The organism is Thiomonas delicata (assembly GCF_900088825.1).
In the GTDB taxonomy this organism is placed as follows: Bacteria; Pseudomonadota; Gammaproteobacteria; order Burkholderiales; family Burkholderiaceae_C; genus Thiomonas_A; species Thiomonas_A delicata.
On the sequence record NZ_LT592171.1, the window covers coordinates 1,198,326 to 1,212,404 of the forward strand.

At 66.3% G+C, this 14,079-nt stretch carries 13 protein-coding genes; 10 read left to right on the forward strand and 3 right to left on the reverse strand.

Annotated features, from left to right (window positions below; genetic code table 11):
• The first annotated feature begins 22 nt into the window (after positions 1–22).
• From THIARS_RS15155 to THIARS_RS15170, 4 genes are read left to right on the forward strand one after another with little or no spacing between them, the layout of a single operon-like run.
• A complete protein-coding gene (locus THIARS_RS15155) occupies positions 23–703 on the forward strand; it encodes a formate hydrogenlyase (RefSeq protein ID WP_186436754.1) in 681 nt (226 codons plus the stop codon).
• A complete protein-coding gene (locus THIARS_RS15160) occupies positions 704–2,158 on the forward strand; it encodes a hydrogenase 4 subunit F (RefSeq protein WP_094161622.1) in 1,455 nt (484 codons plus the stop codon).
• A gap of 5 nt (positions 2,159–2,163) precedes the next feature.
• A complete protein-coding gene (locus THIARS_RS15165; RefSeq protein ID WP_094162172.1) occupies positions 2,164–3,684 on the forward strand; it encodes a hydrogenase large subunit in 1,521 nt (506 codons plus the stop codon).
• 13 nt (positions 3,685–3,697) lie between these two features.
• On the forward strand, positions 3,698–4,216 hold the full coding sequence (locus tag THIARS_RS15170; RefSeq protein WP_094161623.1) for an NADH-quinone oxidoreductase subunit B family protein: 519 nt from the start codon (positions 3,698–3,700) through the stop codon (positions 4,214–4,216).
• 18 nt (positions 4,217–4,234) lie between these two features.
• Here THIARS_RS15170 and mnmH read toward each other — a convergent pair whose 3' ends face one another.
• The gene (mnmH, locus tag THIARS_RS15175) at positions 4,235–5,296 is read right to left on the reverse strand and encodes a tRNA 2-selenouridine(34) synthase MnmH (RefSeq protein WP_094161624.1); all 1,062 of its coding nucleotides are present in this window, start codon (positions 5,294–5,296) and stop codon (positions 4,235–4,237) included.
• Positions 5,297–5,298: 2 nt separating this feature from the next.
• On the reverse strand, positions 5,299–5,967 hold the full coding sequence (locus THIARS_RS15180; protein WP_425444251.1) for an arylesterase: 669 nt from the start codon (positions 5,965–5,967) through the stop codon (positions 5,299–5,301).
• Between THIARS_RS15180 and THIARS_RS15185 the strand changes: the two genes are divergently transcribed.
• From THIARS_RS15185 to THIARS_RS15195, 3 genes are all read left to right on the forward strand, one after another.
• A complete protein-coding gene (locus THIARS_RS15185; protein ID WP_094161625.1) occupies positions 5,968–6,702 on the forward strand; it encodes an ABC transporter ATP-binding protein in 735 nt (244 codons plus the stop codon).
• Complete coding sequence (gene rlmB, locus THIARS_RS15190) at positions 6,699–7,445, forward strand: 23S rRNA (guanosine(2251)-2'-O)-methyltransferase RlmB (protein ID WP_094161626.1); 747 nt, start codon at positions 6,699–6,701, stop codon at positions 7,443–7,445. The genes THIARS_RS15185 and rlmB overlap by 4 nt, the downstream gene beginning before the upstream one ends.
• Positions 7,446–7,628: 183 nt before the next feature.
• The gene (locus THIARS_RS15195) at positions 7,629–9,974 is read left to right on the forward strand and encodes a DUF1631 family protein (protein WP_094161627.1); all 2,346 of its coding nucleotides are present in this window, start codon (positions 7,629–7,631) and stop codon (positions 9,972–9,974) included.
• Positions 9,975–9,984: 10 nt separating this feature from the next.
• On the opposite strand, the gene THIARS_RS15200 is transcribed toward THIARS_RS15195, so the two are convergent.
• On the reverse strand, positions 9,985–11,268 hold the full coding sequence (locus THIARS_RS15200; protein ID WP_094161628.1) for a DUF3422 family protein: 1,284 nt from the start codon (positions 11,266–11,268) through the stop codon (positions 9,985–9,987).
• Positions 11,269–11,582: 314 nt separating this feature from the next.
• Here THIARS_RS15200 and rpsB point away from each other — a divergent pair, with 314 nt between their 5' ends.
• The 3 genes from rpsB to pyrH all read left to right on the forward strand — a co-directional run bounded on the left by rpsB (position 11,583) and on the right by pyrH (position 14,065).
• On the forward strand, positions 11,583–12,341 hold the full coding sequence (gene rpsB, locus THIARS_RS15205) for a 30S ribosomal protein S2 (protein ID WP_094161629.1): 759 nt from the start codon (positions 11,583–11,585) through the stop codon (positions 12,339–12,341).
• 72 nt (positions 12,342–12,413) lie between these two features.
• Positions 12,414–13,322: a translation elongation factor Ts gene (tsf, locus tag THIARS_RS15210; RefSeq protein WP_094161630.1), complete on the forward strand. Its 909-nt coding sequence runs from the start codon at positions 12,414–12,416 to the stop codon at positions 13,320–13,322.
• 32 nt (positions 13,323–13,354) lie between these two features.
• A complete protein-coding gene (gene pyrH / locus THIARS_RS15215; RefSeq protein WP_094161631.1) occupies positions 13,355–14,065 on the forward strand; it encodes a UMP kinase in 711 nt (236 codons plus the stop codon).
• Positions 14,066–14,079: the final 14 nt, after the last annotated feature.

Sequence of the window (14,079 nt, forward strand, 5' to 3'; positions counted from 1 at the left end):
CATGCCGGCCGTCGCGACATCCATGGTTGGCAGCGTTGCTGCCGCGCTTCCGCTCAGCACCCAACTCATCCACTTGTTTGCCGCGGTGCTGCTGCTGCTGTCCTTTGCAATGCTGGCCCAGCGCCGCGTCGTCAACCTTGTGAATCTATTTGCCGGACAGGGCGCCGCCCTGGTGGCTTGCGCCGTGGTGGTCGGTTATTCGACCGGGCAGCCCGAGCTGTACACCTCAGCCGCCATCACCCTGGTGCTCAAGGTTTTGGTGCTGCCTTACATCCTGCACAAGCTCATCGGCAGGCTGCAGGTGGAGCGGGACACGGAGACCCTGGTGAACATTCCCACCATGCAGATCATCGGCATCCTGCTGGTGATCTTCGCCTTCGTGCTGGCGCAGCCGATCTCGCAATTTGCCGGCGCGGCCACGCGCAGCACCCTGGGCATCGCGCTGGCCGTGGTGTTCCTCGCCTTCCTGATGATGATCGTGCGACGCAAGGCCATCGCCCAGGTGGTGGGTTTCCTGGCGATGGAAAACGGTCTGCTGTTCGCGGCGACCAGCGCCACGCACGGCATGCCCATGGTGGTGGAACTGGGCATCGGCCTGGACGTGCTGGTGGGCGTGTTCGTGCTGGGCATTTTCTTTTTCCAGATCCGCGAGCAATTCGACAGCCTCGATCTGCGGCATCTGGAAACCCTGAAAGACGACTGAATGGACTTGCTCGCCGTTCTGGCCCTGCCGCTGCTTGGCGCCGCGATGCTGGCGTTTTTCGGCCATCGTCCTATTGCGCCGCGCCTGAACCTGGCGGTGAGCGCAGCCACGTTCGTCGCCGCCTGCGTGCTGACCGCGGATGTCATCGCGCATGGGCCGATGCAGGTTCTGGCGGCCGAATTCTTCATCGATCCGTTCAACGTCTTCCTGGTCGCGCTGACGGCCTTCGTCGGCATGACCACGGCTGCTTTTTCGCGGCCCTATATGCGTATCGAGCAGGAGCATGGGCGGGTCGATGCGCGGCGCCTGCGGCTGTATCACAGCATGTACCAGCTGTTCATGTTCACCATGCTGCTGGCGCTGACCACGAACAATATGGGCATACTCTGGGTGGCGATGGAGGCGGCCACGCTGTCCACCGTGCTGCTGGTGTCGCTGTACCGCACCGCGGCCAGCCTCGAGGCGGCGTGGAAATACTTCATCCTCTGCGGCGTGGGCATCGCGCTGGCCTTGTTCGGCACCGTGCTGCTGTATTTCGCCGCCGAACGCGTGCTTGGCGCCGAAGGCATGAGCGCCTTGCTCTGGACCCACCTGAATGCGGTGAAGGGGCAGCTCGAACCCAGCATCATCGGCATCGCCTTCGTCTTCCTGCTGGTGGGCTATGGCACCAAGGTGGGACTGGTGCCGCTGCACAGCTGGCTGCCGGACGCGCACGCCGAAGGGCCCACGCCGGTCTCGGCCGTGCTGTCGGGGCTGCTGCTGAACGTGGCGCTGTACGCGGTGATGCGCTGCAAGGTGCTGGTGGACGGCGCGGTGCACGCCGCCTGGCCGGGACAGATGCTGATGGGTTTCGGCCTGCTCTCGGTGGTGGTCGGCGCTTTCCTGCTGTGGCGGCAAAAGGACGTCAAGCGCATGTTTGCCTACTCGTCCATCGAGCATATGGGCATCATCACCTTCGCTTTCGGCATGGGCGGCCCGGTGGCGAATTTCGCGGCCTTGCTGCACATGACGGGCCATGCACTGACCAAGAGCGCCATCTTTTTCACCACCGGCCACGCCACGCAAAAGGCCGGCACGCAGCGCATGGACGACATCCAGGGGCTGCGCGAGCAGTCGCCGGCATTGGGCTGGGGGATGATGCTGGGGGCGCTGGCCATCGTCGGCATGCCGCCCTTCGGCGTGTTCGCCAGCGAGTTCCTCATCCTCACCACCGCGATGCAGACCCAGCCCTGGGCCACACCCATCCTGCTGCTGGCGCTGGGCGTGGCCTTCGGCGCCATCTTCATGCGCGTGCAGGGCATGGTGTTCGGGGCCAGCACCTTGCGCCGGCTTCCGCACCAGCCTGACATGCTGCCGGTGTTCGCCCATTTGGCGCTGGTGCTGCTGCTCGGTCTGTATGTCCCGACGTTCCTGGAATCGTGGTGGCATCTGGCCAGCAGCATGATCGGAGGATGACGGCGATGCGCGCACTGTGCTCCGGAATGGCGGTGGATCACCGCGTGGTGGACGCGCAGGGCTGGGCCGCGCTGGCGCAGCACATGCATGCGCAGGACGCGCGACTGTTGGCCCTGTGGGGCAGCGATACGCGCCTGCAGTGCGGTGGCTTCACTGTGCACGCCTGCTGGCTGCAGCGCGATGCGCTCACCCTGGCCGAGCTTGTGCTGGCCTGCGGCGTGACCCATTACCCGGCGTTGCACGCCTTGTTTCCGGTGGCCGACCGCCTGCAGCGCGCCTTGCGCGACTTGCTCGGCCTGCAGGCGCCGGGCATGGACTCGCGTCCTTGGCTGCGCCACACGGCCTGGGGCGCCGACGAATTCCCGCTGCGTCGCGATGCCCCCGAGCGCGGGCCCGAAAGGGCACCGGAAGCCGAGCGCTACGCCTTCGTTGCAGTGGATGGCGAAGGCGTGCACGAGATTTCCGTCGGCCCTGTCCACGCCGGCATCATCGAACCCGGGCAGTTTCGTTTTTCCGTCGTGGGCGAGAAGGTTTTGCGCCTGGAGCCGCGCCTGGGTTTCGCGCACAAGGGGGTGGAACGGCGTTTTCAGCAGCTGACCCTGAACGAGGGCGCAGGCCTGGCGGCGCGTCTGTGCGGCGACAGTGCCGCGGCCAACGCCTGGGCCTATTGCATGGCGCTGGAAACCTTGGCGGAGGTGAGGATTCCGCCGCGTGCCGGCGCCTTGCGAGCTTTGTTGCTGGAGCGCGAGCGTCTTGCCAACCACCTGGGCGACCTGGGTGCCATCGTCAACGACGCGGGTTTCGGCTTCGGCCTCGCGCAGTTCTCGCGGCTCAAGGAAGACCTGCTGCGCTTGAATGCGCGGGTGTTCGGCGCCCGCTACCCGATGGGCGCGATCCAGCCTGGCGGCGTGGCGTTCGACCTGGACGACGACGCGCAGTCCATGCTGCGTACCCAGTGCGGCGTATTGCGCAGGGAGGTGGAGCGACTGAAGGTCATCCTCGACCAGCATGAGGGCCTGCAGGACCGGCTCGCCGCCACCGGCCGCGTCGCGCCCGATCTGGCGCGTCGCCTCGGCATGCTGGGTTTGGCGTCGCGCGCCAGCGGCCAGGCCCTGGACCTGCGGGCGATCCCAGGCCTCGCGCCGTACGACAAGCTGGGCGTGCGCATCGCGGTGGAGCAGGGTGGCGATGTCGCCGCGCGGGTGGCGGTGCGCTTCGCCGAGGTGTTCGAGTCATTGCGCCTGAGCCTCGCGCTGCTCGATGCCCTGCCCGAAGGGCCGCATATCCTGGCGCTGCCCGAGGTCATTGCCCCCGGACTGGCGCTGGGTGTGGTGGAAGGATGGCGCGGGCCGGCTTTCATCGCGCTGCAAGCCGGGGAGGGCGGACGCATCGCGCGCTGCCATCCGCATGATCCATCCTGGCAGAACTGGCCGGCGCTGGAGTGGATCATGGTCCAGGACATCGTGCCCGACTTCCCGCTGATCAACAAATCGTTCAACCTGTCCTATTCCGGACACGATCGCTGAGGAACCCCGCATCATGTGGAAAACCCTGCGCCAGATCGCCCGCGTCGGCCGCATCAGCGAAACCACGCACGCCGCGAGCATGGCCGTCGAGGCCGCGGACAAGTCGGATGCGCAGGCCGAGCTGCTGCGCATTCTTGGCCGCGCGCTGGCCATCCGGGTGGTCGATGCCGGCTCGTGCAACGGCTGCGAGCTGGAGATCCAAGCGCTGTCGAATCCCTACTACAACCTCGAAGGCCTGGGGCTGCAGTTCGTCGCCAGCCCGCGGCATGCGGACATGCTGCTGGTCACCGGCCCGGTTTCGCGCCACATGGAGCTGGCCTTGCGGCGCACCTATGAAGCCATGCCCGAGCCGCGGCTGGTGGTGGCCGCTGGGGAGTGCGCGTGCACGGGAGGCGTGTTCGGCGAAAGCTATGCGAGTTGCGGGCGGGTGGGGAACGTCCTGCCGGTGGACGTCACCGTGGCGGGCTGTCCGCCCAGTCCGCAGGCCTTGCTCGAGGGCATTTTGCGAGCCGTGCGGCGCCAGGCCCGATGAACGGGGGCGGTGTCGCGCTCAGGCCGCCTGCGGTGCGAGTTGACGGGCTACGGCGTCGAAGGCCTGCTGCGCGGAGCCGGCCACCGGCCAGGCGCTGCTCCGCGCGAAACCCTGGTAGTTGCGCGCCATCGAACCGCTGTAGCTCGGGTCGTAGTGCTGGGCCAGCAGCTCTTGCACGAGGGTCGGGAAATCGCCGGCGGCGACCAGCTCGCGCCAGCGCGCAATCGTCTGCTTGCCGCGCAGCTCGGTCAGCGTGTCCAGGCGCTTCAGGAGCTCCTGCGGGTCTCGCGTCAGTGCGGCGTAGTCTTCCAGCAGGATTTGCACGCGGATCGGCAAATCGACCTCGAGCCGCAGGCAAGGGCTGGCGTGCATGCGATCGAGCAAGGCGGCGGGGATCTGCAGCTTGCCGATTTTCTTGCTTTCGCATTCGACGAAAACGGGCCGCTCGGGCGCGCAGCCGCGCAGCGCGGACCAGATGCGGGTTTCGAACTGCTTCTGGCTGGGCTGGTTCTCGCCCGGGAGGGCGCCGAGCACCGAACCGCGATGCGCGGCCAGCGCCTCCAGGTCGAGCACCTGCGCGCCGTGGCGCTGCAGGGTCTGCAGCAGCCGGCTCTTGCCGCTTCCGGTCGGGCCGCAGATCACCTCGAACTGGAACTGGCCGGCAAGCGCGTCCAACTGCCTGACCACGGCGGCGCGCAGGGCCTTGTAGCCGCCTTGCACCAGATGCACGCGAAAGCCGATTTGCGCCAGCACGTGCGCCATGGCGCCGGAGCGGTTACCGCCGCGCCAGCAGTACACCAGCGGCGCGAAGTCCTTGGGCCAGTTCTGCGCATCCCGCTCGATGTGCCTGGCGATGTTGCGCGCAACCAGCGCGGCGCCAATTTTCCTGGCCTCGAAAGCGCCGATCTGCTTGTAGATGGTGCCGACGTGCGCACGCTCGGCGTCATCCAGCACGGGCCAGTTCAACGCGCCGGGAACGCGGTCGAGGGCGAATTCGCCGGGACTGCGCACATCCAGCACGGCGCCGAATTCGGCGAGTCGGGTCAGTGCCTCGTCGGCAGATAGGGGCCGCAAACTCATCGCTATTTTTGCGCGGCGCGCAGTAGGGGCTGGAGAAAAGGCCAGGCCGTTTCCAGCATGACCGGCTGGGCGATTGCCGCAGGATGGATGTTATCGGCCTGGAACCAGGCCGGGTGATCCACCACGCCGGACAGGAAGAACGGCACCAGCGCGACCCTTTGCGACTTGGCGACTTCGGGGTAGATGGCGGCGAAGCGCTTGGTGTAGGCCGCGCCGTAGTTGGGCGGAATCTGCATGCCCAGCAGCAGCACGCGGGCCCCGGCGGCCTTGGCTTGCTGCACCATCGTGGTGAGGTTGGCGCGCGTGGATGCCAGGGACAGTCCGCGCAGCGCATCGTTGCCGCCCAATTCGAGTATGACCACGCGGGGTTTGTCGCGCGCGAGCAGGGCGGGAAGCCGGCTGAGTCCGCCGGCCGTGGTGTCGCCGCTGACGCTGGCGTTGACGACGGTCCAGGCCGGGAAACGCCTGGCCATGCGCCGGGCCAGCAGGCTGGCCCAGCCCTGGCCCGTTTCCAGGCCGTATCCGGCCGAGAGACTGTCGCCGACGATGAGCAGGGTCGGGTGCGACACCGGCGCCGCCGTGGCGACGCGCGCGATGCCCGACAAAGCCATGCCGGCGAGCAAGGCCAGCACAGTTCCTAGAATGACCGTCCAGTTCCGCACGCAGTTCATATGCCGTCCACCGATCCACATGCCGCCATTGTCGCCCAGCACCTGGGCAAGACTGTTTCCGATGCCCAGGGGGCGCTGACCCTGCTCGACGACGTCAGCCTGAGCGTGGCGCGCGCATCCAGCCTGGCCATCGTCGGTCCGTCCGGCTCCGGCAAATCCACCTTGCTCGGTCTGCTGGCGGGGCTCGACCGGCCGACCTCGGGGAAGGTATGGATCGAGGGCGTCGACCTGTTTGCGCTGAACGAGGACGGCCGCGCGGCCTTGCGCGCGGGCAGGCTGGGCTTCGTGTTCCAGAATTTCCAACTCATCGCCCACCTCAACGCGCTGGAAAATGTGATGCTTGCGATGGACATCGCAGGTCGCGGCGGAGCTGTACGCAGCGAGGCCCAGGCCATGCTGGAGCGCGTCGGCCTGGAAGGCCGGTTGCGCCACATGCCCGCCACGCTCTCCGGCGGCGAACAACAGCGCGTGGCGCTCGCACGCGCCTTCGCCACCCGGCCCTCGCTGCTGCTGGCCGACGAGCCGACCGGCAACCTGGACGCCGTGACCGGGCAGCGCATCATCGACCTGCTGTTCGGGCTGCAGCGCGAACAGGGCACGACCCTGGTGCTGGTGACGCACGACATGCAACTGGCATCGCGCTGCGATGCCGTGGTTGAACTGCGTGCAGGGCGGTTGCACATTCCTGCCTCGACCCCGCCCGCGTCCGAAACCGTTTCCGAGGTGGCGATTTGACCCTCAAGCTGCTGTATGGCTTCCACGCCGTCGGCGCGCGCGTGCGCGCGGCCCCGGATTCGGTGCGCGAGCTGCTGGTCGACATGTCCCGGCACGATGCGCGCATGCAGCAATTCCTCGCCCGCGCGCAGGCGGCGGGGCTGGCCGTCGTCCCCGCCGACGCCGCGCGCCTGGATGCACTGGCCGGCACGCACAGGCACCAGGGCGTGGTGGCACGGGTCGAGCCGCTGGACAAGCTGTCCACCCTGGATGCGGTGCTCGACGCCGCCGCAGGCGTGCCGCTGCTGCTCGGGCTCGACGGCGTGACCGATCCGCACAACCTCGGCGCTGTTCTGCGCACGGCGGATGCCGCCGGAGTGCATGTCGTGTTCGCGCCGAAGGACCGTGCCGTGGGCTTGACGCCGACCGTGGCCAAGGTTGCCAGCGGTGCGGCCGACACGGTGCCGTACATCATGGTCACCAATATGGCGCGCGCACTGGCCGCCTTGCGCGAGCGCGGCCTGTGGGTCGTGGGCGCCGCCGGTGAAGCGCAGACCACGCTTTATGCCGCGGAAATGACGGGTCCGACGGCCCTGGTGCTGGGCGCCGAGGGCAGCGGCATGCGCAGGCTGGTGCGCGAGGGCTGCGATCAATTGGTGCACATTCCCATGCGCGGTCACGTGGACAGCCTCAATGTCTCGGTGGCCGCCGGTGTTTGCCTGTTCGAGGCGGTGCGTCAGCGCGTCGGCACGGCGTCGAACTGACTCGTAGCGTCGGCCGGGCGCGTGGCAATGCGCACATGTTGCGCGGTCGCGGCATTGAACCCGGCTTTCAGGGGCTGCGCGATTGAGCGCATGGCTTCACAGCCCTATAGTGGGCGTTATGGCGCCATCTGCACGGCGGGCGCCGTGCTGACACCCTGAGCTCGGCCTCATTTTTCTTGGACCATGTCGCAAACCGATCTGTTTCGCCAATGCATCGACGCCGCGCTCAGCGATTCGGACGACTTGATCCGGCGCGTGGCCAAGCAGGTTGTCGAAACATTCCAGACGCACGCCGAATCGGCATTGAGCAGCCGCGACCGCCAGCATTACAGCGATCTTCTGATGGTGCTGCGCCAGGCCGAGGGCGATCTGGTGCGCGCCTTCGTCGACCAGTTCAGTACCTTGCTGCAGCAGGAGATCCAGGGCAAACCCGCCGCATCGACCCAGCCCGCCGAGTACCGGATGGACGAACTCAGTCTGGTGCGGGACGAGAGCGTGCAGGAAGACGTGGAGGTATCCCAGCTCATCCGCATGATCGAGTCCGGCGCCGAGTGGGAAATACGCGATCTCAACGCGCGCATGGAGTCGCTGCGGCAAAAAGACAAAGCTTCCGCTGGCGACCTGGCGCGCGCCAACCCATTGCGTCCCGAAGTGTTCGGCCGCTCGCTGCAGCGGGCGCTCGGCAGTCTGGACGTGGATCACACGGCCAGGCTGGCCTTGCTGCGGGCGTTCGGCGTGGCCATGACCAGCGCGCTGAAGGAAACCTATCACGCCTATAACGGCAGGCTGGAGGCCGCCCACATCAGTCCCGCGCGCTACGCGGTACGGACTTCCGGTCCGCGTAGCCCGGCGCGCGCTGCGCCGGCGCCGAGTCAAGATGCGGCCACGGCCGGCGCCGCGGTGGGCGCCGATGGAACCCTGAGCCTGGAAGAAGTGCAGCGACTCTTGCAGGGCAGCATGCAGAGTCTGATGCAGGGGCATGCGGCCGGCTTTGGCGCGCATGCGGCGGGTTCGCTGGACGAGGCGCTGGCAGGCCCGCAATCGACCTTCGGCCAGGCCATGCAGACGGCGATGCTGCGTTCCGCCCTCGACCGCCTGACGCAAGCGAACCGCCTCGGCGTCGGCGAAGGCTTCACGCAGGCGGCCGAGCGGTTCGCCGCCGGCGGGCCGCCGCTCAACATCATCGAGCACTACCGCCAGGAGTTGCAGGCGGCCACCTCGCGGCCGCTGGAGCGGCTCACGATCGACGTCGTCTCGCTGATGTTCGACCATATTCTGGCCGACCCGCGTCTGCTGCCGCGCGTGCGCGCCGCGCTCGGGCGTCTGCAGATTCCGATCCTGCGCCTGGCACTGGCGGATGCCGGGGTGTTCAGTTCGCGCAACCACCCGACGCGCAAGCTGATCAATCGCATCGCCAGCTACAGCGCCGGCTATGTCAACGCCGAGGACGCCGCGGCCAGCGGCTTCCTCGACTGGCTCGACGGCATGGTCGAGTCGGTCGTCAACGCCGACAGCGAAACCGAGGAGGTGTATGCGCTGCAGCTGGAGCGGCTCGACGCCTGGATCGCGCATCGAACCGCGCTGACCCAGGAATCCGAGCGCGAGGCCGTGGAGGCCTTGCGCCGCGCCGAGTTCCGCTCCGTGCTTGGCGCCGCGCTGAGCCGGCACGTCTCCAGCCTGCTGGATCACCTGGACATCGACGACTACCTCAAGGAGTTCATGCGCGGAGCCTGGACGTCCGTCCTGGTCGAATCGGTTCTTGGTCACGGCGAAAACGCCGAAGCCACGCTGGCCTTCAAGCAGGCCGGCAGCGACCTGCTCTGGAGCGTGCAGGCCAAGACCAGCGAGCCGCAACGCAAGGATCTGCTGCACAGACTGCCGGGACTGGTTCGCCGGCTCGAAGAGGGGCTGGCCTTGATCGACTGGCCGCAGGAGCAGCGCACCTCCTTTTTCTCCAGCCTGATGCGCACGCACGCGCAGGCCATCCGCGGCGAGGGCGCCGCCACGACCGGGCAGGCCGCGGACGCGTTCTTGTTGCAAAACGAGTGGGAGCGCCTGCTGCGCATCCCGCAGGGGCAGACACAACCCCAGTTCGGAGCGCTCGACGACGTGCGGCTTCCTGAGGAAGACCGTCAGCGCTCGGGCTTGATCGATGCGTTGGATCTGCAGCTCGACCTGTCGGCCCCGGCCACCTCGCCCGAGATGCATCAGGGTGCGGACGCATCGCCGGTCCAGCAGGCGATCGACGACCCGCTGGCCTTCATCGACTCGCTGCAGGAAGGGCATTGGGTGCACTGGCATCTGCAAGGGCAATGGACGCGCGCCCAGCTTGCCTGGCATAGCCCCCAGGGCATGTTCTTCATGTTCACCAGCCGTGTCGGCGGCCAGGCGCATTCCCTCACGCGCCGCGCCTTCGAGCGCCTGCTCAGGAGCGGCCACATCCTCCCGCTGGAAGACAAGAACCTGATGGACCGCGCAGTGGAGGGCGTCTACAGCGGCCTGCGCCAGCGCGCGCGCGAGGCCGCCTGAAGGACGGGACTTACCGATCCACCTTGGCCAGCCGCTGGTGGGCGCGGCGCAGGCCCAGCCATACGGCCAGCGCGATGACGGGGATGGACCAACCCTGTGCCACGGCGGCATCCACGTGCAGCCAGCGATGCATGGCCTCGAACAGGTGCCCGACCAGCGACGAGGCGTAATAGGTGATGGCCGCCACCGACAATCCCTCCACGGTCTGCTGCAGACGCAGCTGCAGGTATTGGCGCCGGTTCATCGACGCCAGCAGTTCCCGGTTTTGCTGCTGCATCTGCACTTCCACGCGGGTACGCAGCAAGTTGCTGCAGCGCGAGATGCGCTCCGACAAGCCCTGCAGGCGCCGAATGGCGTGCGAGCAGGTCTGCATCGCCGGAGCCAGGCGCCGGTCCATGAATTGGCCGAGCGTCTGCAGGCCCATGAACTGCTGCTCGCGCAAATCGGCGATGCGCCGGTTCACCAGGTCGTAGTACACGTTCGACGCGGTGAAGCGCGCATGGTGCTGGGCGTAGAGGCTTTCGACGGTGGAGGCCAACTGCGACAGCCGTTCCAGGGTCTGACGGTCGCGCTCGGGCTGGCTGCTGCGGATGGCGTCCATGATCTGGGCCAATTCCTGTTCATACTGGGCCAGCAGGGGGGTGATCTCCCGCGCTGCCGGCAGTGCCAGCAACGAAAGCATGCGGTAGGTTTCGATCTCCAGCAGGCGTTGCGCCAGTCTGCCGCGGCGGCGCGGCGAGATTGCACGGCTGACGATGACGAACCGGGCGAAGCCGTCGGCATGGATGCGCAGGTCGGTATAGACACGCGCCTGACCGTCGGCGACTTCCGATGCGACGAGCGCATCGGCGTCGAGCACGGCGGACAGATCGTGCTGCGGCCAGTCATCGCCCGGGTGGTCGGGAAGCAGGGCGATGTGGTTGGCGCAGATCAGTGCGCCGGGAATGGTTTCGCGCCACGCGTCCGAAATGTCGGCGCAGGCGCAATGCCCGAACCAGGACTGTTGGTCGGTCGCCAGCCCCGGTCTGATGAAAGTGTAGGACGTGAATTCTCCATGGCGCTCCCAGCGCAAACGCACCGGGCCGATATCGGCGACGTGAAAACTACTGCCCTCCGAGGGGAGCGGGAGATGATGGTTTTCCAGCAGCCGGCACAGATGCACATGGGCCTGCGCCTGTGCTTGCGCGTCTGCCAGGTAGGCCATGTGGCTGATTTGCAGCGGCGTGAGCAGGTGCTCGTACGGCCGGGCGTGGATTTCGTTGTGCAGCTGTTGGCGCAATACGTATTCATGCATGGTTGCCAGGGCGCGGAGGAGAAGTGCGGACGACACCGAGCATACCCGGAAGGTTTCGCCCCGCCGGGGGAACGACGGCTTTCGAAAACATGCCGGACAAGCCAGCCCAGGCCGCGTCGCCCGATTCAAGGATGCACGATGCGGCTTATAATGCTCAGGTTTTGTTGAGTTCGCTCCGGCGGGCCCTGCAAAACAATCGCAAACTGGCCTTACCAGGTGCCCGATGGCAGGTTTCGATGGGCTCCGCTTGCGCGGAGGCATCGGCTGCTTGCCCAGGGTTCTGGCCAGATTTCAGACCCAACCTAGGACAAACCATGAGTGTTTCAATGCGCGAAATGCTGGAAGCGGGGGTGCACTTCGGTCACCAGACCCGTTTCTGGAATCCCAAGATGGCCCCTTATATCTTCGGCCATCGCAACAAGATTCACATCGTCAACCTCGAAAAGACGTTGCCGATGTTCCAGGATGCCTGCAAGTATGCGCGCCAGATGGCCGCACGCCGCGGCACCATTCTGTTCGTCGGCACCAAGCGCCAGGCTGGCGAACTGGTGCAGGCCGAGGCCGAGCGCTGCGGCATGCCCTTCGTCAACGAGCGCTGGCTCGGCGGCATGCTGACCAACTTCAAGACGGTCAAGGGCTCGATCAAGAAACTCAAGGACATGCAAGCCCAAGCCGCCGAAGGCGCGCTGGAGCACATGACCAAGAAGGAACAGCTGATGTTCCAGCGCGAGCTGGAGAAGCTGGAGAAGTCGATTGGTGGCATTCAGGACATGTCTGCGCTGCCCGATGCGTTGTTCATCATCGACGTGGGCTATCACAAGATCGCCGTCGCCGAGGCGCACATGCTGGGTATTCCCATCATCGGCGTGGTGGATACCAACCACTCGCCGATCGGGATCGACCATGTCATTCCCGGCAACGACGATTCCGGCAAGGCCGTGGCCCTGTACACCCGCGGCATGGCCGATGCCATTCTCGAAGGCAAGAACGACGCGCTGAACGAGGTCGTGCAGACATCCGCCGAAGAATCGGGCGAATTCATCGAAGTGCAGGACGAGCAGCACGCCGCCTGAGTCTGGCCTCACGCTTTTTCGATCTACCGAGGGGGCTGTTCGCAGCCCCCTTCTTCAATCCAGGAGAACAAAATGGCGGCAATCACCGCATCCATGGTCGCTGAACTTCGCGCCAAAACCGACGCGCCCATGATGGAGTGCAAGAAGGCGTTGACCGAGGCCGATGGCGACATGGCGCGCGCCGAGGAGTTGCTTCGCGTCAAGCTTGGCAGCAAGGCCAGCAAGGCTGCATCGCGCGTCACGGCCGAGGGCATCATCGCCATCCACATCGCCGGCAACACCGGTGCCATGGTCGAGATCAACTGCGAGACCGATTTCGTCGCGAAGAACGACGATTTCCTCGCTTTCGGCAAGACGCTCGCGCAGCTTGTCGCCGAGCGCAATCCGGCCGACGTCGCAGCGTTGGCGGCGCTGGAGATCGACGGCGCCAGTGTGGAAGCTCGCCGCGCCGTGCTGATCGGCAAGATCGGCGAGAACATGTCGATCCGCCGCTTCAAGCGTTTTGCCGGCGACGCCAAGCTGGCCAGCTACCTGCATGGCACACGCATCGGCGTCGTCGTCGAGTTCGACGGCGACGAGGTGGCAGCCAAGGATGTGGCCATGCACGTGGCCGCGATGAAACCGGTGGCGTTGTCGTCCGCCGACGTGCCGGCCGCGCTGATCGAATCCGAACGTTCGATCGCGACGCAAAAGGCCGCCGAGGACGCCGAGAAGGCCATGGCCGAGGGCAAGACCCCCCAGTCCGCCGACATCGTGGCCAAGCGCGTCGAGGGGTCGGTGCAAAAATACCTGAAGGAAGTCTCGCTGTTCAACCAGGCTTTCGTGAAGAACGACAAGCAGACGGTCGAGCAGATGCTCAAGGCGGCCAACACCACGGTGAAGGGTTTCACCCTCTATGTGGTCGGTGAGGGCATCGAGAAGAAGTCGGAGAATTTTGCCGACGAGGTCGCGGCGCAAATGGCCGCGGCACGCGCCAGCTGATTCGACCAACCTTCTGCCAGGAGCGACAGCGCATGAGTGGCTACAAACGGGTCTTGCTCAAACTCTCGGGTGAAGCCCTCATGGGCGACGATGCTTACGGCATCAACCGCGCCACCATCGTGAAAATGGTGGAGGACATCGCCCAGGTTGCGCGCAGCGGAGTTCAGGTCGCCATCGTCATCGGCGGCGGCAATATTTTCCGCGGCGTCGCAGGCGGCGCGGTCGGCATGGACCGCGCCACCGCCGACTACATGGGCATGTTGGCCACGGTGATGAATTCCCTCGCTCTGGCCGATGCCATGCGCCATGCCGGTTTGCTGGCGCGCGTCATGTCGGCGATCAGCATCGACCAGGTGGTCGAGTCCTATGTGCGCCCCAAGGCTCTGCAGTATCTGGAAGAAGGAAAATTGGTGATTTTCGCCGGTGGCACGGGCAACCCGTTCTTCACCACCGACACCGCGGCCGCCCTGCGCGCGGCGGAAATTGGCGCCGAGGTCATGCTCAAAGCCACCAAGGTGGACGGCATTTACACTGCAGATCCGGCCAGCGATCCTGCGGCCACACGCTACACCAGCATCAGTTTCGACGAAGCCATCGTCAAGCGGCTGCAGGTGATGGACGCGACGGCTTTCGCCCTATGCCGCGACCAAGGCCTGCCCATCCGGGTCTTCAGCATTTTCAAACCCGGTGCGCTTTTGCGCGTGGTGCAGGGCGAGTCCGAGGGCACACTGGTGCACCTTTGAATCACAGATCCCCG